Origin of the sequence: Collinsella aerofaciens (assembly GCF_015670795.1) — a bacterium.
In the GTDB taxonomy this organism is placed as follows: domain Bacteria; phylum Actinomycetota; class Coriobacteriia; order Coriobacteriales; family Coriobacteriaceae; genus Collinsella; species Collinsella aerofaciens_Q.
This window is the reverse complement of sequence record NZ_JADPCJ010000035.1, coordinates 1-22,273: the sequence shown is the minus strand read 5'-3', so window position 1 is coordinate 22,273 and position 22,273 is coordinate 1. Positions and strand designations below refer to the sequence as shown.

The window sequence follows — 22,273 nt, the reverse complement described above, 5'->3', positions numbered from 1 at the left end:
TGCGGAAATGTTTTGGAAAGTAACCCAAAGCGGCCCGGCGGGGGTCCTGTGTAGTCACCCTTTAGGCGGAACTCTCCTAATTATTTGGATGAGTCGTTTACTTACTTGTGCTGTTACCGTCTTCCCGCTGTTGTTGGGGTATGCTTTGTTCGTATGTAAACGTATGACATGTTGATGGGGGAGGGTGCTATGGCTCGCGAGAGTGCTCGTTCTAAAGATACGGCTAAGCCTGGCATCAAGGAAGTTGCAGCGGTGGCGGGGGTTTCGCCTACTACGGTATCTCGCGTGCTTAATAATCGCGGCTACATTAGCCAGGAAACCCGCGATAAAGTCCATGCGGCGATGGAGCGCATCAATTACACGCCCAACGATATCGCCCGTGCCATGCTCAACGGTCGCCTGAACCTTATCGGCATGATTGTTCCCTTTGTGAGCAGCCCGTTCCATGCTCAGGTTGTGCAGGCGGTCGAGCGCACGTTAGCGGAAAACGGCTTTAAGATGTTGCTGTGCAACAGCGCCAATCGACCCGATCTTGAGCGTTCCTATATTGACATGCTCCGCCGCAATATGGTCGACGGCGTCATCGTCAACTCCCTCAATATCGGTGCCGAGGCATATGCCGAGATGGGCTTGAGCCTGGTTGGCATCGACTGCGATCTTGGCGAGGGCTCTGTCCAGATTGCAAGTGACAGCTATGGCATTGGCGAGCTCGCCACGCGCCGTCTGATTGATGACGGCTGCAGGCGTATCCTGTGCCTGCGCAGCAATAGCCGCATGCGCATGCCTGCCAATAAGCGTACCGATGCCTACCTCGATGTTGTTGAGCAGGCCGGTTTGTCCGCGCTTGTCCGTGAGGTTGAGTTCGTTAAGCCCGACGACGAAAAGGGCGCGGTCGTTGCGAAGATCCTCGATGAGAACCCCGATATTGACGGCATCTTTGCGGGAGACGATACGATGGCGGCCATCTGTCTCAACGTGATGAAGCAGCGCGGTTTGAGCGCTCCAGACGATATTAAGGTCGTGGGCGCGGATGGTGCCCGCCGAACTATGACGTTTATGCCTGACTTAACAACCGTACGTCAAGATATCGATCGCATCGGAGAGCTCGCGGCGCAATCCATCATCGCTCTTATTAACGGCGATAATCCCGAATCGAATATCAAGCTCCCCGTTGAACTCATTGAGGGCAAAACCGCGTAGTTCATCCCGTGCCAAAAGAATTCCTCAAACGCCTCTGATGACCGTTCACCGGCATATGTCAACCGTTTGCCGACGACTGGAACTGCGAAAAGACGTATTGGTGTGAAAACGTTTGACATATGAAAACGATTGACATATCTTGCCATTGTACCGAGTTAGTATGTCGTGGAAAGGAAGTCTCGGATGCACAAGGTGTATTACCAGCCTGAGGGAATTTGGGTAGGCGACATCATGCCGTACGGCGAGGACGGCACGTTCTATCTCTATCATCAGCGTGACACGCGTAACCCCGAACCTTTCGGAGAGCCGTTTGGCTGGGCACTCGCAACGACCAAGGATTTCATCAACTACAAGGACTTTGGTGAGAGCCTTGAGCGCGGCGGCGACGAGGAAGTCGACCAGTACATTTATGCCGGCACGGTGTTTAAGGTGGGCGACAAGTACCATGCGCTCTACACTGGTTGCAATCGCGATAAGGTCCGCGCACGTTTGATGAAGCAGGTTCTTCTTCACGCAACGAGCGACGACGCCGTCAAGTGGGAGAAGAACATCGCCGAGACGCTGCTTCCGCCCCAGGAGGGTTACGATGACCGCAACTGGCGCGATCCCTTTGTGCTTTGGGATGAGGAGAACGAAGAGTACATGCTCATCCTCGGCACGCGTGTGGGCGAGGACAAGCGTCTGATGACCGGCCGCCTGGTCAAGTTCACCTCCAAGGACCTGAATACCTGGGAGTTCCAGGGCGACTGGTGGAACCCGGGCCTGTACACCATGTTTGAGATGCCTGATCTCTTTAAGATGGGCGACTGGTGGTACCTCGTCTTTTCCGAGTACAGCGACGGCAACAAGACCCGTTACCGCATGTCCAAGTCCATCAACGGTCCTTGGATTACCCCCGCTGACGACTCCTTCGACGGCCGCGCGTACTACGCCGCTCGCACCGCATTCGATGGCGAGCGTCGCGTTCTCTTTGGTTGGGTTCCTACGCGTGACGAGGGCGGTGACCCCAGCTCTTACCTGTGGGGTGGCACCTTTATGCCTCTCGAGATCGTTCAGCGTGCTGACGGAACGCTCGGCACCAAGCTCCCCGACAGCATGCTTGGCGCCTTTGGCGAGGCTAAGGCAGTCGAGGCCTTTGAGCTTTCCTGCGAGTCGGGCAAGGTCGAGCAGGTGCTCGCCGCGGATGCCGGTTCCACCTATATGCTCGATGCCGACATCGAGCTCGCCGGTGACGCTGCCGGCTTCTCGGTGAAGCTTGCCGAGGACGCCGAGTCCGGTCTTGCCTATGAGTTCCGCGCCAACCTGCGTGAGGGCAAGCTCGAGTTTACGGCGGCCCCCCAGTATCCGTGGTTCCAGGTCAACAACATGGGCCTCGAGCGTCCGTTGTTCTTTAAGGGCGAGGGCACTCATCATGTGCGCCTGGTCGTTGACGACGATATCGCGACCATCTTTGTCGATGATGTTGCGCTTAACGCGCGCTTCTGCAATAAGCAGGGCCAGGGTGTGGCGCTGACGGTCACCGACGGTACGCTCAAGTGCGCAAATGCAACGATCGCGTCTCTGTAATGGCATCAAAACGTCTTATGATTTCGTAAAGGAATGGAGAGGAACATGGACTACAAAGTAGTGTCTCAGCAAGTCGTCGATAACGTCGGCGGTTTGGAGAACATCGAGGGCGCCACGCATTGCGTTACGCGTCTGCGTCTGGTGCTCAAGGATACGAGCAAGTACAACAAGGCCGAGCTCGAGAACATCGATGGCGTCAAGGGCGTGCTGTACAACAGCGGCCAGCTCATGATCATCTTCGGTACCGGTACCGTCAACAAGGTCTACGATGAGTTTATGGCTCTGACGGGCGTTAAGGAGATCAGCGCTTCCGAGGTCAAGGGCGCCGAGGCGGACAAGAAGGGCAAGTTCTTCTCGGTCCTCAAGGTATTCTCGGACATCTTTATCCCCATCATTCCCGCCTTCGTCGGCGCCGCTATCATCATCGGCCTTAAGTCGCTGATCGTTGCCAACGGCCTCTTTGGCATGGAGGGCAGCCTTGCCGATCACAGCGAGTTCCTCAAGAACCTCGCAAGCTTCTTTGCCATTATCGCCACCACCTTCGACTACCTACCTGTCCTGGTTATGTACAGCGCGGTCAAGCGTTTTGGCGGTAACCCGATCCTGGGCATCCTCGTCGGTATCGTCATGGTTCACCCGAGCCTTATGAACCGTAACACGTTCGTTATGGACCCGACGGGTGCTGAGTACTGGAACTTTGGTCCGCTCTCCATTCCCATGGTTGCTTTCCAGGGCGGCGTGTTCCCTGCAATCCTGACTGCCTGGTTTATGGCCAAGGTCGAAAAGATTGCCCAGAAGTACATCCCCGAGGTCGTTTCGTTCGTCTTTGTCCCGACCGTTACCCTGATTCTTGCTAACGTCGCCCTGTTCACCGTGTTCGGCCCGCTCGGCAACCTGATCGGCGACGTCCTCGCCGGCGTAATCGATATCCTGTACAACAGGATGGGCGTCTTCGGTGCCTTTGTCTTTGCCGCATTCCTGCAGCCGCTCGTCGTTACCGGTACGCATCAGTTCATCCAGGGTATCGAGGCAAACCTCGTTGCCACGACTGGCTTCAACTACATCCAGGCAATCTGGTCGGTTTCCATCATCGCCCAGGGCGGCGGCGCCATCGGCATGTACCTCATTCATAAGAAGCATTCCAAAGAGCGCAACATCTGCATGTCGTCCTTTATCCCGACGCTGGTCGGTATCTCCGAGCCCGCAATCTTTGCTGCAAACATGCGCTACTCGATCATCCCGTTCATCTGCGCTTGCATCGGTGCAGGCTGCGGCGGTGCCTTCGTGAAGCTCTTTGAGGTGCGCGCCATCGGTCAGGGTCTGACCGGCGTGCTTGGCCTGCTCATCGTCACGCCCGAGACGCTCGTGTGGTATGTGGCTGGCAATCTCATCGCCTTTATCGTGCCGATCGTCTTGATCTTTGCCTACAACAAGGCAAAGGGCGTGCCGACCACTGATGAAGAGGGCGCTGGCGCTGGCTTCGATGTCAGCTTCTAGTTGAGCCGTTCAGCGTAATCTGAGGATAAGTCCATTTGGGGAAGGGCGTTCGACTCGTGTGAGTCGAGCGTCCTTTCCCATAGACGAGAAAGTCAACGGCGATGTTTAATCAAAAAAATAAGGTGACACGCGCGGACTATGAGCAGTGGCGTGCCGGACAGGATGAGACGGCGGGTCGCATCGCGTCCGACCCCGATAGGCTCCTGTTCCATGTGGAGCCTGAGCTTGGCTGGCTCAACGACCCCAACGGTTTGGTGCAGATCGGTGATACGTATCATATCTATCACCAATACGATCCATTCGATGCTGCGCATGGCGGTCCAGTGCTTTGGAACCATCTGACAACAAAGGATTTTGTGACGTACGAGAATCACGGCCCTGTGCTGTTCCCCGATTCCGATTTGGATTCGAGCGGAGCGTATTCTGGTTCTGCCTTTGTACACGACGGCAAGATTCACTACTTCTATACCGGCAACGTTAAGCATTTTGACCGCGATGATTACGACTACGTGTTGACGGGCCGTGAGCAAAACCAAATTCATATGGTTGCCGAGAATCCCGACGAATTGGGCGAGAAGCGCATAGCTGTTGGGCCGGTCGATTACCCCGACGATATCGGTACGCACGTGCGCGACCCTAAGATCCTTGAGCACGATGGTATCTACTACATGGTTCTGGGCGCTCGTACGAAAGACGATCGTGGCTGTGTGCTTGTCTATACTTCGCGCGATCTAGAGGGCTGGAGCTATGCGACGCGCATTGAGCTGGGCGAGAAGTTTGGCTTTATGTGGGAGTGCCCTGATCTGTTTGAGCTTGATGGCGAGCTTATTCTCGTTTGCTGCCCGCAGGGCGTGCCCGCCGATGGCTGGCGTTACCGCAATCCGCATCAGTGCGTGTGGTTCTCCATCGAGGCCGATTGGGGGGCGCCGAGCTTTAAGATCGTCGGCCAGGGCATGCCTCCGATGGTTGATGCCGGTTTTGATTTCTATGCCCCGCAGTCCTTTGAGGACGCTGTGGGTCGGCGTTTGATGATCGGATGGTCGGGTTGCCCCGATGCGAAGGCGGAAAGCCCGACGGTGGCGCGCGGGTGGCAGTGCGCGTTGACGGTGCCGCGAGAGCTGAGCATACGCGATGGCAAGCTCTGCCAGCAGCCGGCGCACGAGATTGAGAGAATGCGCGGCGACTGCGTTCGCGCGACAGGCGATGAGACCGTTGAGGAGCCGGGACGCCTGTTTGATGTCGTGGTTTCCTGCGAGGGAGCCAAGATGATCGAGCTCGAAATCCGCAAGGGTGTCTTTGTGCGTTATACGGACGGGATGCTTACCCTCGATATGGGCGACGAAGGCTATGGACGCGACCAGAGGTCGATCGAGCTCGGCGAACTTCGCGACCTGCGCGTGCTTTCGGACACTACGATGGTCGAGATTTTTGCCAACGGTGGAGAGGCAGCACTTACGAGCCGTACCTATTCGCCGGCGGTTCCGGCGATGGAGCTGCACGCCGAGGGTGCGGCGTCGATGGATTTCTACCGCCTCGCGCATTAACCGTGTGTGGAGCGCGATTGGACTTGCTGGGCGGAATGTGTCGCAGTTGCTGCAGCGAACTACCGTTTATCGCGTATAGCGACCGTTTGCGGAATAAGTAACACTCCTTAATAAACCGTGTAGAATCTCAGATAAGCACGGAGTTTTCCAGGGAGACGCTGTCCTTTGTTGTGCGCAAGGGGCGGCGTCTCTTTGGCGCTTGGACGCCGTTGTGCAACAGTGCGGCGGCGCGTGTCATGTATTGAAAAGCCAACGTCGAGATGGGTCGTGATAAGAATGGGCAAGTATGTAATCGTGGTTGAGTCTGGGTCGGATGTGACGCCGGAGCTCTGCGAGCGCTACGGCATCGTGCGCGTGCCCATGCATGTCACGATTGGTGACGAGACCGTCGAGGACGGCTCGATCGATCCGCTCGAGATTTATTCGCGCTGCAACGAGTTTGGTGTGATGCCCAAGACCAGTGGCTGTTCGCCAGCGGATTTTGCGCATGTGTACGACCGCATCCATGCCGAGCAACCCGACGCGACTATTTTGCATCTTGCATATTCCGAGGCCACGACCTGTTCGCATCAGTCCTCAAAGATTGCGGCCCAGGGGCGCGACTACGTGTTCTCCATGGACACGCGCTTTGTCTCGGTGGGCCAGTCGCTCGTTGTCGTCGAGACCGCCAAATACATCGAGGCTCACCCCGATGCCACCGTCGACGAGATCTTTGCATTTACGAACTCCGTCATGGACCGTGTGCTGCTGGGTTTTGTTCCTACGGACCTTGCCTTCCTTAAGGCGGGCGGTCGCTTGTCCAACGTCGCGTTCCTGGGCGCCCATCTGCTCAAGATTAAGCCCTGCATTGAGGTAACGGGCGGCAAGTTCGTGGCAACCAAGAAGTTTCGCGGTTCTATGCTCAAATGCGCCCGCGCCTTTATTGACCACATGGTTGTCAAGGGCGAGATCGACTACTCACACATTGGCTTGGCATATTCGGTGGGCCTTTCCCAGGAGCTGCGCGATGACATAGAAGTCTATGCGCATGACCTGGGCTTTAAGGACGTTACCTGGACTCAGGTCGGCGGCGTCATCTCGAGTCATTGCGGCCCGACCGCCTTCGGCGCGGTGCTCACGCTCAAGGCGTAAGGCCTGGCGTCTATCGATATCTATTGCCTCGGCGGCGGGCGGGCTGCGATAACCCTCCCGCCGCTCTTGCGTGGGGTCAAATAGAACAACCCAATTGACCGCTAAACCATTTCACCATCATGCGTATGGGCTAGAATGGCTCTGGCATTTTAATTGGTTGCATCCAAGGAGAGGCAAGGTAGCGCGAATGGCAGAAATGACGCTTGAGGGTGTGGACGCTCATCCCGAGGACTCTGCGTTTGCCCTAGGCCGCGTGCATTCAATCGAGACGATGGGAACGGTCGACGGACCCGGCATTCGCTTTGTGGTGTTTGTTCAGGGCTGTCCCATGCGCTGCGCGTATTGCCACAATCCCGATACCTGGTCGGTCAACGGCGGCACCATGGTGACCGTCGAACACCTGATGGACGAGTTTCAGAGTAACCATGAGTTTTACCGCAGCGGCGGCATTACCGTTTCGGGCGGTGAACCGCTCCTGCAGCCTGAGTTTTTGGCCGACCTATTCCGTGCAATGCACAACAATCCCGATGGCCGCGTGCATACCTGCCTGGATAGCTGCGGTTATGCGTTTGATCCCAACCGCCCCGAGAAGTTCGATGCCGTTCTCAACGAGACCGACATGGTGCTGCTCGACATCAAGCATGCCGATCCGGCTGAGCATAAAAAGCTGACCGGCTGCGATCCCGCACGCATTCTGGCGTTTGGTGATGAGCTCGCGCGTCGCAAGATTAAGGTCGTTATCCGCCACGTGGTAGTGCCGGGCATTACCGACACGGTGGAGGAGTGCGAGGCACTCGGTCGTCTAATCGCCCCGTGGCATAACGTGGTCGGCCTGGAGATGCTGCCGTATCACACCATGGGTGTCGTCAAATACGAGCAGCTGGGGATTCCCTATAAGCTCGAGGGCGTTCCACAGATGGATACCGCGCGCATGCCCGAGTTGCGCAATGCCGTTATGGCCGGTATGAAAAAGCGCCGTGCGGAGCTCAGGTCGGCCATCGGCTAACAAGCCCGTCCCAAATTGACTACCTTTTAAGATGTGTAACAAGGCGGGTTGGATCAGCGAGGACGGCTACTATTCGACATGCGATGCAGGCCTCATCGACATCGATGGCCGTACCTATGTCATGAGCGTCATGACATCGATGCCATCGAGCGACCGTTCGAGCGAGGTTACGGCTGCGATTGCAAAGGCTCTGCTTGATACGCGAGCTGCACTGGCTTAGCGTGTTCGTTTGGCGAGGTCAAACAAAATGCTGGTACCATACCTTGGTTGAGAATTTCGTATAGGTTTGGGGAATGGTATGGCTACCATCGCGATTATCGGTGCGCTCGAAAAAGAGATCATGCAGATTAAGGAAGAGCTGAGCGACGTTTGCGAGGCACGGGAGGCAGGCTTGACCGTTGTGAGCGGTGAGCTCGACGGCCTGACAGTTGTCGCCACAACGGCGGGCATGGGCACGGTGAACGCCGCTGCTGCAACACAGCACCTCATTAGCAAGTATGCTCCGCAGGCTGTTGTGTTTTCGGGCATTGCGGGCGGTTTGAACCCCAAGCTCCATATCGACGATGTGGTCATTGGCAAACGCCTACGCTATCTGGATACCGATACCGCGCTTATCGCCGAGTCCGCACCGGGGCTCGAGGAGTTTGGCTCGACGCCCGCGCTGGTCGATATTGCCGCCGACGTGCTTGCTGAGCGTGGGTTTGTTGACGCTTCGAAAAATGCAGTCGCTTCGAACGAGGGCACCAAGCAGTTCCTGGTCGGCACGATTGCCACGGGTAACCGCTTTGTGACGGGCGCCACCATGCGCAACGACGCTATCGAGGCGACGCATGCCGATTGTGTCGGCATGGAGGGCGCGGCAATTGCCCATGTCGCAACCAAAAATGGTGTCGATTGCCTGGTGTTGCGCGCTATCAGCGATAATTGTGACGAGGCGTACGATGCAATTTGCGAGCGCGAGTTCGATCTGTTCGAGTACGCGCGTGTCGCAAGTGACATCACGCTCGATATCGTCCGCCGCATTGCCGCTGCGCAATAGCGCGTCTATTTGTAAGAACCTACGACCAAGGAGTGTCCATGGCCGATTCCATTAACTACCAGCTTGCCAAGTTCGTCGCCAGCTATGGCAAGGTTTCGCAGATTCCCGAGTCCACCTGCCCCGAGGTGAGCTTTGTCGGCCGCTCCAACGTGGGCAAGTCGTCGATTATGAACAAGCTATTTGGCCGCAAGAACCTAGTCAAGGTTTCCAGTACGCCGGGCAAGACGAGCAACATCAACTTCTTTGAGGCCGATGACGTGCATTTCGTGGACCTGCCGGGTTACGGTTTCGCCCGTCGCTCCAAGGCCGAGCGCGACCGCTGGGCCGAGCTTATCGGCGACTTTTTTGACTCCGAGCGCAGCTTTAACTTGGTCGTCTCGCTGGTGGACATTCGTCACGACCCCAGCAAGCTCGACCACGACATGATCGACTACCTACAGGGCAACGAGTTCAACTTTATCGTTTGCCTCACCAAAGCCGACAAGCTCAGCCGCACCCAGCAGGCCCGCCAGGCAGCAGCCATCAAAAAGCAGCTCAACGTTCCGGCCGAAAACGTGATCATCACAAGCTCCCAGACCGGCGTGGGTATCGACGAACTCAAGCGCCGCATCGCCGAGGCCTGCCTTTAGTAAGGGCTCCAGCCTAGCAAGAGCCCCTATCAATAAAGGGCCATATATTTCAGCCCGGCGCCCCTTCAAAGCGTGGGTCCCTGTAGACATCCTCAGCAAGGTAGGCGCAGGGACGGTCGGGATGTTCCCTCAAAATCATTCCGCAGCGCGAAGGCCCCTTGTCCGTCGCTCCGTAGGAGCAGGACAAGGGGACTTCATGCGCGAGGACGATTTTGAGGGAACATCCCGACCGTCCCGGACAGGTATATGAGGAGGATGTCTACAGGTACTCGATTTGAGCGCCCTCGGTGTCGCACGTGAGGATATGCGTGTCGCACTTGGGGAACTGCTCACGCAGCTTGACCTGCAGAAACTTTGCCACGATGGTGTCGTCGGTCACAGCCATGAGGGTCGAGCCTGAGCCGCTAATCCAGATGGTCTTAGCGCCGCCGTTAAGGCAGGTGTCGCGCACGGCGTTGTAGTCGGGAATCAGGCGGCGACGATAAGGCTCCTGAATGCGGTCGTCATTGGCAGCGGCAATCAGGTCCAGGTCACCAGTCTCCAGGCCGCGCGTCATGCCGGCGATGCGGCCCATTTGCCATACGGCGGTGGAGAGTGGAATCTCCTGCGGCACGACCTTGCGCGCCTCGCTCGTATGCACCTCGTAGGGCGGAATCACGGTAATAAAACGCAAGCGATCGCTCACCTCGTAGCGCAGGCACTGGGGGAGCGAATCAGTCGGCGTAAAGGAGCAAACGGCACCGCCCAGGATGGCAGGGGCGACGTTATCGGGATGGCCCTCGACCTCGGTGGCAATGCGGACGAGCTCGGCGCGGTCGACGGTGTGGCCCGTCAGCGCGGCGGCCGCCATGATGCCAGCGACGACGCAGGTGGAGCTGGAACCCAGGCCGCGGGCGACGGGCACGTCGGTCTGAATGTCGATGGCAACGGGAAAAGCCGGCTCGCCCCAGGCGGCCAGAGCATCGACAAAGCTTACATAGACCAGGTTATTCTCGTTTTGGAATTCCTCGGGGCAACCCGTGATGGTGAGCTTGTCGGTGCGCTCGAAGGTAAAGTGCGAGTAGAGGCTTACGGCCATGCCGAGGGTGTCGTAGCCAATGCCTAGGTTTGCGCTGGTGGCGGGGACGGTGATCTTGATCATTGTTGTTGGTCCTCCTGGGGGTCGGTTTCACGCTTGCTCCGCTGCTCGGACAGTCCTGCTCGCACGAAGGCCACATTTAGTGGCCTTCGGCTCGTGCGGAACTCGCGACGGAGCAAGCGTGAAACCGACCTACGCCGTCTCCTCACCGCGCTGGGGAGCCAAATTAAAAGAAAGTGCGCCGGCTTTCGCCAGCGCCTTATATGGGGTTTAGTTGGTTGCCATCTTTTTTGCAGCCTGCTCTACGTAGCTGGCCATCTCATCGACGTCGCAGACGTCTTCGAAGCGGACGGGCTTGGACTCGAGTTCGGCGAGCTGTGCCGGGGCGACCGTGTTGGTTGCCTGCTCGAGCACGTGCATGGCCTCAAAGTCGTCCTCGGGAACGTCGAGCCCCAGGGCGTCGCAGCAGGCGCGCGGGAACTTGTAGGGGCTGGCGGTCGAAAGCAGCACACGGGCCTTGGCGCCCTCGGCGGGAGCGACCTTTTCAAAGACGTGATAGCCGCAAGCGGTGTGCGGGTCGATCACGTAGCCGTTGGCGTCCCAGCAACTCTTGATGGCAGCGCGGACCTCGTCCTCGCTGGCCCAGCCGCAGCCAAAGACGCTCTGAATCTTGGCCAGCAGCTCGGCGGGTACCTCGTAGCGACCGGTCTGTGCCAACTGCTCCATAAGGCCGGCAACGAGTTCGCAGTCGCCATCGGACAGGAAGTACAGCATGCGCTCCAGGTTAGAGCTGATGAGGATGTCCATCGACGGCGAGATGGTCGTGAAGAACGGGCGGTTACGGTCGTAGACGCCGGTGGTCAGGAAGTCGGCAAGCACGTTGTTCTTGTCGCTCGCGACGATGAGCTTGGCGACGGGCAGGCCCATGCGCTTGGCGTAGTAGCCGGCCAAGATATCGCCAAAGTTGCCGGTGGGCACACAGAACTCTACGGCGTCGCTAGCCTCGATAGCGCCGGCGCGCAGCAGCTGCGCATAGGCGGCAAAGTAGTAGACGACCTGCGGTACCAGACGGCCGACATTGATAGAGTTGGCGCTCGAAAGCACCGTGCCGGCGGCTTCCAGGCGCTCGGCAAGCTCCTTATCGGCAAAGATGCGCTTGACGGCGCTCTGGGCGTCGTCAAAGTTGCCGCGGATGCCGCAGACGGCGACGTTGTCGCCCTCCTGCGTGGACATCTGCAGGTTCTGGACGCGGCTAACCTTGCCCTCGGGATAAAAGACGGTGATGCCCGTGCCCGGAGCGTCGGCAAAACCGGCGAGCGCAGCCTTGCCCGTGTCGCCCGACGTGGCGGTGACGATCATGATGCGCTCGGCGCCGCCGTCCTTGGCGGAAGTGCGGGCCATCAGACGGGGGAGCATCTGCAGGGCGACGTCCTTGAAGGCGCTTGTGGGGCCGCCAAAGAGCTCCATCACATAGGTCTGAGGGGCGTCAGCACCCGGCGCTGCGTCGAGTTTGACGAGCGGCGTAACCTCTTCACTCGCGAACGTGCCGCGGTATGCCTCGTCGACACACGCCGAAATTTCTTCGGCCGTGTAATCATTCAGTAACATTCCCAACACATCTTGAGCGATTTCAAAGTACGATTTAGCTGCAAGCGAGCTGATATCGACCTGCTGGGTGCCGAGCTCGTCCGAGACAAACAAACCCCCGTCGGGAGCGATGCCGGTACGGATTGCCACCTTACTTGAGCACGATAAAGTGCGTCCTCGTGTACTATGATAAGTTCCCATATAACACTGCTCCTCGGATGCCTTGGTCCCAATCGGTGAAACCATGGTATCAGAGCGCGCAAAATAGGTTCGCAGAGGCTTTTTAGAAAGGTAACCTCCAGCCCATGATTAAGATTGCCAAGTTTGGCGGCTCGTCGGTCGCCGACGCCGAACACTTTAAGAAGATCAAGGCCATCGTCGATGCCGACCCGGCTCGCCGTTTTGTGGTGGTTTCCGCCTGTGGTCGCCGCTTTAAGGGCGACACCAAGGTGACCGACCTGCTCTACCTGGTTAACGCGCACGTTAAGTACCACGTGTCGTGCGAGGAGCTGCTCGAGGACATCGGCCAGCGCTATTTTGATATCGCTGACGAGCTGGAGCTCACCTATCCCATCCGTGAGGAGTTCGCGGCTTTTGCCGAGCGCGCCCGCTCGGGCGGTTACTCCACCGAGGAGCTCGTGAGCCGCGGCGAGTACTTCACCGCTCGCCTGATGGCTGAGTACCTGGGCCTACCGTTCCTGGACGCCGCGACGGTTGTGGCGTTCCATCACGACGGTACGCTCAGCATGAACCGCACCTCCGAGCTGGTGCAAGAGTACGGTCAGCAGGGCGGCTTCGTTATGCCTGGCTTCTACGGCGCGACGCGCGAGGGCCAGATCAAGCTGCTCGACCGTGGCGGCGGCGACATTTCCGGCTCGATCCTGGCCAAGTGCCTAGGCGCCGACCTGTACGAGAACTGGACCGACGTTTCGGGCTTCTATTCTGCCGATCCTCGCATTGTGCCCGAGGCTCAGCCCATTGCGCGCGTTACCTACGAGGAGCTGCGCGAGCTTTCGTACATGGGCGCAAGCGTCCTGCACGAGGAAGCCGTGTTCCCCGTGCGCGAGGCAGGCATTCCGCTGGTCATCAAGAACACCAATGCGCCGCAGGACCCCGGCACCATCATTAGCGAGACGGCTGATGAAGGCGAGGCGGAGCCCATCATTACCGGCGTGACCGGCAAGCGCGGTTTTGTCGCCATCAACGTCGCCCGCGACCGCACCAAGCCCCGCGTCGGCTTTATGCGCCGTGCGCTTTCGGTGTTCGAGCGCTATGACGTTTCCGTCGAGCACATGCCCACCGGTGTCGACCGCTTTGGCGCCGTGGTGCAGGAGCGGGACGTTCACGATTCACTGTACTCGCTCGTGGGCGACATTCAGCAGGAGGTCGAGCCGCTCGAGATCGAGGTTGTCGAGGGTCTGGCACTTATCGCGACCGTCGGCCGTAACCTGCGCGGTCGTGCCGGCATCTCGGGCCACCTGTTTGGCATGCTTGGCCAGGCTGGCGTGAGCGTGCGTATGATTTCGCAGAGCTGCGACGAGATCAATATCATCATCGGTGTGGAGGAGAAGGACTTTGATCTGGCGATTCAGACCATTTACCGCGCCTTCTCCGACGAGAACGGCATTGTGAAGGTCTCCGATCTGGAGGCTCCCGCGCCGGTCGATCCCGCTCTGGTCGCGCTCCACAAGTAGCTGCTATCCCAGTAGATTTTTGGACTTGCCTCAAAAATCTATGGCGGGGCGTTTCGTTTCGGTTTCGTTTCGACGGGGCGGGTTTCGTGCCCGCCCCGTTCTTGTATACACTGGCAACAATAATCGGCCTGCTTGGCGTGCGGGCAAAAGCCACAACCTTTAAAGGGGGAAGCATGAAACAGTACACGGTTGCTATTTTGGGCGCGACGGGAGCCGTGGGCACCCAGATGCTCGAGTGCCTCAACGAGCAGGAGTTCCCGGTTGGCAAGCTCAAGCTGCTGGCGAGCGCGCGTTCTGCGGGCAAGACCGTCGAGTTCCGTGGCGAGCAGATCGTGATCGAAGAGGCTTGCCCCGAGGCCTTTGAGGGCTGCGACATTGTGCTTGGAGCCGCCGGTGACGATATCGCGAAGGAGCTGCTGCCCGAGGCCGTCAAGCGCGGCGCCGTCGTGGTCGACAACAGCCATGCCTTCCGTATGGATCCCGAGGTGCCGCTGGTCGTGCCCGAGATCAATGCCGACGATATCAAGTGGCATCACGGCCTTATCGCCAACCCCAACTGCGCGACTATCATCGGCCTGGTTCCCACGTGGCCGCTGCATCAGCTCGCTGGCGTGAAGCGCATGATCGTCTCGACGTACCAGGCGGCTTCGGGTGCTGGCGCCCCCGGTATGGCCGAGCTCGAGGCTCAGCTGGCCGCCCTGGGCCGTGGCGAGGAGATTCCCGAGCCGCGCGCGTTTGCCGTCCAGCTCGCGAGCAACCTGATTCCGCAGATTGGCGGCGTCAAGGAGGAGGGCTTTACCTCCGAGGAGATGAAGTTGCAAAACGAGGGCCGCAAGATCATGCATCTGCCCGAGCTGCGCGTGAACTGCACCTGTGTGCGCGTGCCCGTGCTGCGCTCGCACTCCGAGAGCATCACGCTTGAGTTCGAGCGCGACATCACGGTGGAAGAGGCCCGTGCCGCGCTGGCTGCCGCTCCGGGTGTCAAGCTAGTTGACGACATGAGCGCCGAGGATGCGCACGACCGCTTCCCCATGCCGATGGACACCTCCGACCAGGACCTGATTTGGGTCGGTCGCGTACGCCGCGACATCTCGAACCCCGAGGCCGCGCGTGGCATCACCTTCTGGTGCTGCGGCGACCAAATCCGTAAGGGCGCGGCAACCAACGCCGTCCAGATCGCTAAGCTGCTCTGCGAGTAGTGTGACCTGTCCGGCGGGGGCCGGGCTTAGTTTTCAGAACGTCCTCGACCATGTGTGGCGCCTTGTCCTGCTCCTTCGGAGCCGCGGACAAGGCGCCACACTGGTCTGCGGAGTGTTCTGAAAACTAAGCCCGGCCCCCGCCTGCGGTGACTCGGCTGCGAGCGGCCTGCGATGGGGCCGTTGTTGGCTGGGGCCGCTGGGCTGATGTGAGGGCACGTGGCCGTTGCGGGCCCTGGCCCCGGCGGCGGCCTCGGCGCTTTGCGCCTGCCGCCTTTGGGGACTGTGGGGCGCGGCCGGCAGCTGCGGCGCGTTGCGCCTGCTGCCTGCGGGGACTTTGGGGTCGTGCGGCAGCTGCGGCGCTGCGCGCCTGCTGCCTTGGGTGACTTTGGGGTCGATTGGGGTTGTCTGCACAATTCGCGGTATTATGTTGCGGAGTTTTGAAAGGAGCCGCTGGTGGTCACGACGACGTTTGCTTCGCCTTTGGGCGAAATCCTGCTTGCCGCTGATGGCCGCGGTTTGACGGGGCTTTGGTTTGAGGGGCAGGAGCACTTTGGCTCCACGCTTCTCAAAGAAGATCCCGAACATGTTGAAGGCGCCGATGCGGTTTCTGGTACCGGTGGGATGTCTTCGGTGAGTCCGGCAAATGGCGCGGCTTCTTCGGTGCTTGAGCGTTCTTGGGCTTGGCTGAATGCTTATTTTGCGGGGCAGGAGCCTCGGTTTACGCCGCCGTTGCATATGATTGGCACGGCGTTTCAGCGTGAGGTTTGGTTTGAGCTGCTTTCTATCCCGCGTGGCGAGGTCGCTACGTATGGTGAGATCGCCCAGCGTGTTGCGGCTCGACATCGTGTACCGGGAAACGAAGCACCTGTTGTGTCTCCCCGTGCCGTGGGGGCCGCGGTCGCGCGGAATCCTATTTCGATCATTGTGCCGTGCCATCGCGTGGTTGCCGCCGACGGCTCGCTTAACGGATATGCCGGCGGGCTTGACCGCAAGGAGTGGCTGCTTCGGCTCGAGGGCGCGTACGAGGAATAACGTTCGAGCACTTTGCATAGCCAAGATGCCGTGAAAGAACGGGACATGCTTTCCGAATGGAGGCTCAGACGGAAACTACGTCCCGGAATTCCGTTTTAAAGCGGGATGCGCTTTCCGAATGGCGTTCCAAGCGGAAACCGTGTCCCGGAATACAGCCTCAGAGTGGGACGCCGTTTCCGGCTGAGACCACCTGCCTGGACATCGATCTACGCCCGCTCCTGCAGGGCGTAGATGGACTTATCCATGTTGAACAGGTAAGCCACAACGCAGACAATAATGAACATCGGCAAGTTACCAAAGCCGAAGACTTCGCAGCCAATAAGGATGGGTGCGAGCAGCGTATTGGTGGCGCTGCCAAAGACGGCTGCGTAGCCCAGTGAGGCGCAGAGCTCGACGGGCATGCCGAGAATCCCGGCGAGTACGACACCCAGGCTGGCTCCGATGGAGAACAACGGCGTCACCTCGCCACCCTGATATCCTGCGGCAAGCGTGGTAATGGTGAGTGCGAATTTGAGTGCCCAGTCCCAAGGTATGATGGCGACCTTGCCGTCACCGTCGAGCGCCGCGGATATCAGATTGGTGCCAAGCCCGCAGTATCGACCCTGCCATAGTGCGAACAGAATCGCCGATAACGCGATGCCCATAACGGCGATGCGTGCATAGGGGTTGGGGAACAGCCGCGCCGCAAGTGTTTTGGCATGTGCAAGGCACCAGGCAAAGGCGCCGCCCACCATACCAAACGCGATGCCCAACAGTGCCAGCCGTCCAAGACCGGGGAGGTCGAGCGCATACGAGGCGGTAACGGCGACCTCGAACTTCTCGAGCCCCAGGGCGCCGGAGGTCATGCTTGCGGCAAGTGAAGCCGTAAGCGCGGGGAGCAACGCGCGGTATTCCATGCGTCCGGCGACCAGCACTTCGATAGCAAAGACCGTAGCAGCGAGCGGCGTTCGAAAGAGTCCGGCAAAGCCAGCGGCCATACCAATGAGCAAAAACGTGTTGCCGGGGTTTCGGAAAGGTAGACGCCTGCCGATCCAGTGCGAGACGGTTGCACCAATCTGCACGGCCACGCCCTCGCGCCCCGCACTGCCGCCAAAGAGGTGCGTCCCCCACGTGCTCAACATAATGAGCGGCACCAAACGCGGGGAGATGGCATCCTCGCGTCCGTGACCTACGTCAAATACCAGGCTCATGCCCCGATCGGTGCCTTTGCCCCAGGTGCGGTAGGCAAATACGATGGCCAAGCCCATGAGGGCGAGGAAGGGAAGGAGCAGTGCGATGTGTTCGTCGCGGAAGGCGCCGATTGCCAGAAGCACGCGTCCAAAGAGTGCGCAGATGGCGCCAACGATGATGCCGATAGGGATTCCGACGGCACCCATAAGCACGAGGCCGCTATAGGTGTTGAGCAAGCGTTTGATTCTGCTCGATGCGTTGCTTTCCGACATTTTGCTTTCCGACACTTGCTCTCTTGATAGAAAAAGAGCTGGAGTTGCGCATCGTTGAGAGGCTTTCCAGCTTTAGCAAAACAAACTTATAAGATGCGACGGGCCGCGTCAAGATAATTGCTTGACAGCCTAGGAGGCGGCTGGTTGGCTGGCTTAAAACCTAGCGCGTGAAATGACGCTCCACGCTATTCAGCGCGCTTGATAGGATGACGAACCACGGTCTTAAGTTTCTCCGGCGCACACTTGCGTGGATCGGAGAGATAGATTTCGTGATGTAAACGGGTATCTGAGAAGTCGGGGACATAGCCCTGCTCGGTCGCATATTCATGCATGGCGTCTACGGTTGCCGGCTCGCTGTCGTAGGGTCCGGTATGCATGCATTGAACGCAGAGACCCTCGTCAACTTTAAGCAGCTCGACGGCAGAAAAGTCCAGTTTCTTTTTGGCCGTGGCTTCCGCGACCGCCCAGTCAAAGTCATCCTGAGTGACGAAATCGGGCAGGCGGATGCACGAGATAAAGTTGAAATCGTCCTTGCGTACATAATCGATGTCGCCGCTCGGGGAGTCTTGCCACCAGAAGCCCTCGAGCGGCGGTACCACAAAGTCGAAATAGCCCTCGATACTCCTTGAGCCTTTCTTTGACATCTTGACGGTATAGGCGATGCCGTAAAGCAGCGGCAGGGCATTTTGATACTCGCCACCTTCGGTATTTGGGTCGCCCTTTCCGCGAACGGCAACGTAGCTCATAGGCGGGACAGTTATGATACTCGGCTTGCTTGCAGGTCTGTAGAGCTCCTTGCATTCCTTCTTAAAGTCGAACGCCATGTTGGCCGCCTTTCTGCGTATTGGCCTGCTTAGATAGCGGAATCATATCATAGAAACGAACAGCTGTTCGAATGATTTTGCTGACAGATAGAGATGCGTGCGTTGTGTTTGGCGGTCGGCCTGACCCCGTCGATGATTTCTCTGCCTTCCCGGCGCTTGCCTGCGCTCCCCGTTTCCCCATATAAAACCTGCCAAAATGAACCTGTCCCTTTTTGGTCGGCGTGAAATGGGTAATACTAAAGAGTTATCCGACCAGATGGGAATTAATCGATGGCTTATATCGAATTCAAAGACGTCATCAAGGCGTACGGCGAGGGCGATGCCCGCATTCACGCGCTCGACGGCGCGAGTTTTACGGTCGAGCGCGGTGAGCTCGCCATTATCCTGGGCGCTTCGGGTGCCGGCAAGACCACGGCGCTCAACATCCTGGGCGGTATGGACACGGTAACCTCCGGCACCGTAACGGTGGACGGGCGCGATGTGAGCTCCGCTAACGAGGCGCAGCTCGTGGAATACCGCCGCGCCGACGTCGGCTTTGTCTTCCAGTTCTACAATCTGGTCCCTAACCTGACGGCGCTTGAGAACGTCGAACTCGCGGCGCAAATCTGCCCCGATTCGCTCGATGCCGAGCAAACGCTTTGCCAGGTTGGCCTGGGCGAGCGCCTCGCCAACTTCCCCGCGCAGCTTTCGGGCGGCGAGCAGCAGCGCGTGTCCATTGCCCGCGCACTGGCAAAGAACCCCAAGCTGCTTCTGTGCGACGAGCCCACGGGCGCGCTCGACTATAAAACCGGCAAGCAGATCTTGCAGCTGCTGCAGGATACCTGCCGCAAGCAGGGCATTACGGTCATCATCATCACGCACAACTCCGCGCTCGCGCCCATGGCCGATCGCCTGATTCGCTTTAAGAGCGGTCGCGTGGAGAGCGAGACGGTCCAGCAAAATCCCGTGCCTATCGAGACGATCGAGTGGTAGCGCCCATGGATCAGGACCGCCAAAACAGCCAACGCCGCGACGCGCGGAACACGGAGCGCGAGCAGGATTTTACGACCTACCGCACTGCCCAAAGCTCAAACGACATGGTGCCGACGGTGTTTCGCCGTGGTGTCTACCGCACGATTCGCGGCAGCCTCAAACGCTTCTTGTCCATCGTCGTGATCACTGCGCTCGGCGTGAGCGTGATGTGCGGCCTCAAGGCGGGTTGCGAGGATCTGTGCGATTCGGTCGACGCTTACTTTGACCAGCAGAATGTTTATGACATTAACGTGCAGTCGACCTATGGTCTGACCGATGACGATCTTGCTGCGATCCAAGAGGTCGATGGCGTCGAAACGGCCGAGGGCATCTACACCGAGACCGCCTACACCGCCGTGGGCACAACGCGCGAGCGCGTGGTCGTGCAAAGTCTCTCCAAGGAGAACATCGATCAGCCAGTGCTCGTGAACGGCGATTTGCCCGAGAGCGCCGATGAGGTCGCGGTGACTTCGAAGTTCCTGAAGGCTTCGGGCAAAAAGCTCGGCGATACGGTGAGTTTTGCCGCCAATGACGCGAGCTCGTCGAACCAAAGCGCCAAGGATCAGTTTGCCGCGGGCGATTACACCATTACGGCCGAGGTCCTCGATCCCACTGATGTGAGCTCCGACTCGACAGTCAACGCCTTTCGCGCTGCTTCGGCGGCGGACTATAAGTTCTATGTGAGCGAGGACGCCGCGACATCTTCTTCCTACTCCGCGGTCCACGTGATCGTCGAGGGAGCCAAGAGCCTCAACTCCTATTCGGATGCCTACGCGGCAAAGATCAACAAGGTCAAGGACAATATCGAGAAGATCCGCGAGGAGCGTGAGAAGGCGCGCGCTCAGGAGCTGACAGTCGACACGCCGGCAAGCTTAGATGCGGCTGAGCGCCAGGCGAATATGCTCTTTGGGATTGAACAGGGCAACATCAACCGCATGGCAGAGGGCAGTGAGGAGCGCGTGCAAGCGCAGGCCGACCTGGACCAGCGTCGCGCCGCCGCCGACCAGCAGTTTGCCGATGCCCGCGCCGAGCTCTCTGACCTGGGCGAATGCACTTGGTACATCCAGGACCGCGGCAATATCGCAAGCTACTCGAGCGTCGACAGCGACAGTTCTTCGATCGAGGCCATCGCCACGGTGTTCCCGTTCATCTTCTTTATCGTCGCCGTGCTCATCAGCCTTACCACCGCCACGCGTATGGTCGAGGAGGAGCGCACGCTTATTGGCCTGTACAAAGCACTCGGTTATTCGCGCGGGCGCATCCTGTCCAAATACGTGGACTATGCGCTGTGGGCTTGTCTGATCGGCGGCGTGCTCGGCAACATCATCGGATTTGTGGGCCTGCCGCTGTTCCTGTTTACGGTGTTCGACGACATGTACTCGCTGCCCCAGATGCTGCTTTCGTACGATATCGTGTCGTCGCTCGTGTCGGTGGCGCTGTTTGCCGTGGGCGTGGTGGGCGCCACGATTATCGCCTGCCGCCACGAGATGGCCGAGACCCCGGCCTCGCTTATGCGTCCCAAGGCCCCGCGCGCTGGCTCACGCATCTTGCTCGAGCGCATCGGCTTTATCTGGCGCCGCATGGGCTTCTTAAACAAGGTGGCGGCGCGTAACCTGTTCCGCTACAAAAAGCGCGCCTTTATGACCATCTTCGGTATCGCCGGCTGCACAGCGCTCGTGATCTGCGGTATGGGCATCCGTGACACGTCGGTGGCGCTTTCGCCCAAACAGTACGGGCATATCACGCGCTACGACCTGCTGGCGGTCGCCAATCCCGACGATTTTTCGCAGACGTGCGCGGCATTGGATGAGCGCAGCGCGGCCAATGATTCCAACGTGACCGTGACCTCAACCCTGCCGATTATGACCGACAACGTCACCTTTACGTTTGGTGGCAAGAGCGAGACTGTGCAGCTCATCGTGATTCCCGACGACCGCACGGGTGACTTGGGCGATTACGTGCGTCTCGAGGATGAGTCCAAAGAGCCGCTATCTTTGCGTGACGGAGATGTGTACCTGAGCAAGAGTTCACAGCTGGTGCTGGGGATTCAACCGGGCGATACGGCACACGTCCAGGATTCGTCGCTCAACGTAGCCAAGGTCAAAGTCAGCGACATTTCGCTCAACTATCTGGGCAACACGCTTTACATGACGCAGGGCACCTATGAGCGCGCGTTTGGGCGCAGCGTTCGCCTCAATGGCATCTTTGCGCTGCTCAAGGGTTCGTCGGCCGACCAGATTGCGTTTAGCAAGAAGCTTAAGAGTGACGGCTGGCTTTCGATTTCGAGCACGGCCGAGCATTGGGAGAACTTTGAGGCGAACTTCACTATTATCAATTCCGTCGTGGTGCTCGTGACCTTTATGGCGGCGTGCCTGTCGTTTGTGGTGGTGTTTACGCTGTCCAACACGAATATCTCCGAGCGCGAGCGCGAGCTGGCGACCATCAAGGTGCTTGGTTTCCGCCGCGGCGAGGTGCACCACTACGTCAACAAGGAGACGTTGATCCTCACGGCGATTGGCACCGCACTGGGCGTGCCGCTGGGTGGCCTGCTTGCCGAGAGCTTTACGTACATCCTGCAGATGCCGTCGCTGTACTTTGACGTCGAAGTCGAGCCGCTGAGCTACGTGCTTGCCGTGGTGCTTTCCTTCGGCTTTACGATCATCGTCAACCTCGCCACCAATCGTACCCTCAACAAGATCGACATGGTCGGCGCCCTCAAGAGCGCCGAGTAACCTGCCAAAAAGGGACAGGTTTATTTTGGCAGGTTTTATCTGGGCAAACGCCGGACAACCAT

18 protein-coding genes are annotated in these 22,273 nt (G+C 58.8%); 14 read left to right on the top strand and 4 right to left on the bottom strand.

Annotation, left to right across the window (positions count from 1 at the left end; translation table 11 throughout):
• Positions 1 to 189: 189 nt before the first annotated feature.
• The 9 genes from I4W09_RS09420 (at position 190) to yihA (ending at position 9,612) form a co-directional block, all read left to right on the top strand.
• Positions 190 to 1,200: a LacI family DNA-binding transcriptional regulator gene (locus I4W09_RS09420; protein ID WP_229090598.1), complete on the top strand. Its 1,011-nt coding sequence runs from the start codon at positions 190 to 192 to the stop codon at positions 1,198 to 1,200.
• A gap of 183 nt (positions 1,201 to 1,383) precedes the next feature.
• On the top strand, positions 1,384 to 2,766 hold the full coding sequence (locus I4W09_RS09415; RefSeq protein ID WP_230318762.1) for a family 43 glycosylhydrolase: 1,383 nt from the start codon (positions 1,384 to 1,386) through the stop codon (positions 2,764 to 2,766).
• A gap of 45 nt (positions 2,767 to 2,811) precedes the next feature.
• Entirely contained in the window at positions 2,812 to 4,263 is a 1,452-nt protein-coding gene (locus I4W09_RS09410; RefSeq protein ID WP_040358954.1) for a PTS transporter subunit EIIC, read from the top strand.
• A gap of 101 nt (positions 4,264 to 4,364) precedes the next feature.
• Complete coding sequence (locus tag I4W09_RS09405; RefSeq protein WP_196033881.1) at positions 4,365 to 5,807, top strand: glycoside hydrolase family 32 protein; 1,443 nt, start codon at positions 4,365 to 4,367, stop codon at positions 5,805 to 5,807.
• 276 nt (positions 5,808 to 6,083) lie between these two features.
• Positions 6,084 to 6,938: a DegV family protein gene (locus tag I4W09_RS09400; protein ID WP_196033879.1), complete on the top strand. Its 855-nt coding sequence runs from the start codon at positions 6,084 to 6,086 to the stop codon at positions 6,936 to 6,938.
• A 187-nt stretch (positions 6,939 to 7,125) separates the two neighbouring features.
• Positions 7,126 to 7,944, top strand: coding sequence for a pyruvate formate-lyase-activating protein (pflA, locus tag I4W09_RS09395; protein WP_195625334.1), 819 nt, complete (start codon positions 7,126 to 7,128; stop codon positions 7,942 to 7,944).
• 31 nt (positions 7,945 to 7,975) lie between these two features.
• Complete coding sequence (locus I4W09_RS09390) at positions 7,976 to 8,164, top strand: serine hydrolase (RefSeq protein ID WP_196033877.1); 189 nt, start codon at positions 7,976 to 7,978, stop codon at positions 8,162 to 8,164.
• 78 nt (positions 8,165 to 8,242) lie between these two features.
• A complete protein-coding gene (gene mtnN, locus I4W09_RS09385; RefSeq protein ID WP_006234870.1) occupies positions 8,243 to 8,983 on the top strand; it encodes a 5'-methylthioadenosine/S-adenosylhomocysteine nucleosidase in 741 nt (246 codons plus the stop codon).
• A 38-nt stretch (positions 8,984 to 9,021) separates the two neighbouring features.
• Positions 9,022 to 9,612 (top strand): ribosome biogenesis GTP-binding protein YihA/YsxC, encoded by a 591-nt coding sequence (yihA, locus tag I4W09_RS09380; protein WP_089572350.1) that lies wholly within the window; start codon positions 9,022 to 9,024, stop codon positions 9,610 to 9,612.
• A gap of 259 nt (positions 9,613 to 9,871) precedes the next feature.
• Here yihA and thrB read toward each other — a convergent pair whose 3' ends face one another.
• Positions 9,872 to 10,753 (bottom strand): homoserine kinase, encoded by an 882-nt coding sequence (gene thrB / locus I4W09_RS09375; protein ID WP_196033875.1) that lies wholly within the window; start codon positions 10,751 to 10,753, stop codon positions 9,872 to 9,874.
• A 207-nt stretch (positions 10,754 to 10,960) separates the two neighbouring features.
• Positions 10,961 to 12,478 carry a threonine synthase gene (gene thrC, locus I4W09_RS09370; protein WP_196033873.1) on the bottom strand — a complete coding sequence of 506 codons (1,518 nt, stop codon included), beginning with the start codon at positions 12,476 to 12,478 and terminating at the stop codon, positions 10,961 to 10,963.
• A 104-nt stretch (positions 12,479 to 12,582) separates the two neighbouring features.
• On the opposite strand from thrC, the gene I4W09_RS09365 reads away from it, so the two are divergent.
• The 3 genes from I4W09_RS09365 (at position 12,583) to I4W09_RS09355 (ending at position 16,202) form a co-directional block, all read left to right on the top strand.
• Complete coding sequence (locus I4W09_RS09365) at positions 12,583 to 13,971, top strand: aspartate kinase (RefSeq protein ID WP_196033871.1); 1,389 nt, start codon at positions 12,583 to 12,585, stop codon at positions 13,969 to 13,971.
• 173 nt (positions 13,972 to 14,144) lie between these two features.
• Positions 14,145 to 15,170: an aspartate-semialdehyde dehydrogenase gene (locus tag I4W09_RS09360; RefSeq protein ID WP_196033869.1), complete on the top strand. Its 1,026-nt coding sequence runs from the start codon at positions 14,145 to 14,147 to the stop codon at positions 15,168 to 15,170.
• Between the two features lie 453 nt (positions 15,171 to 15,623).
• Positions 15,624 to 16,202 (top strand): methylated-DNA--[protein]-cysteine S-methyltransferase, encoded by a 579-nt coding sequence (locus I4W09_RS09355; RefSeq protein WP_238022593.1) that lies wholly within the window; start codon positions 15,624 to 15,626, stop codon positions 16,200 to 16,202.
• A 206-nt stretch (positions 16,203 to 16,408) separates the two neighbouring features.
• Here I4W09_RS09355 and I4W09_RS09350 read toward each other — a convergent pair whose 3' ends face one another.
• Together I4W09_RS09350 and I4W09_RS09345 are read right to left on the bottom strand one after the other, a co-directional pair.
• Entirely contained in the window at positions 16,409 to 17,644 is a 1,236-nt protein-coding gene (locus tag I4W09_RS09350) for a chloride channel protein (protein WP_117766583.1), read from the bottom strand.
• 185 nt (positions 17,645 to 17,829) lie between these two features.
• Entirely contained in the window at positions 17,830 to 18,468 is a 639-nt protein-coding gene (locus tag I4W09_RS09345; protein ID WP_117766548.1) for a GyrI-like domain-containing protein, read from the bottom strand.
• Between the two features lie 270 nt (positions 18,469 to 18,738).
• Here I4W09_RS09345 and I4W09_RS09340 point away from each other — a divergent pair, with 270 nt between their 5' ends.
• Entirely contained in the window at positions 18,739 to 19,440 is a 702-nt protein-coding gene (locus I4W09_RS09340) for an ABC transporter ATP-binding protein (protein ID WP_055286850.1), read from the top strand.
• A gap of 5 nt (positions 19,441 to 19,445) precedes the next feature.
• Positions 19,446 to 22,211 (top strand): FtsX-like permease family protein, encoded by a 2,766-nt coding sequence (locus I4W09_RS09335; protein ID WP_230318761.1) that lies wholly within the window; start codon positions 19,446 to 19,448, stop codon positions 22,209 to 22,211.
• Positions 22,212 to 22,273: the final 62 nt, after the last annotated feature.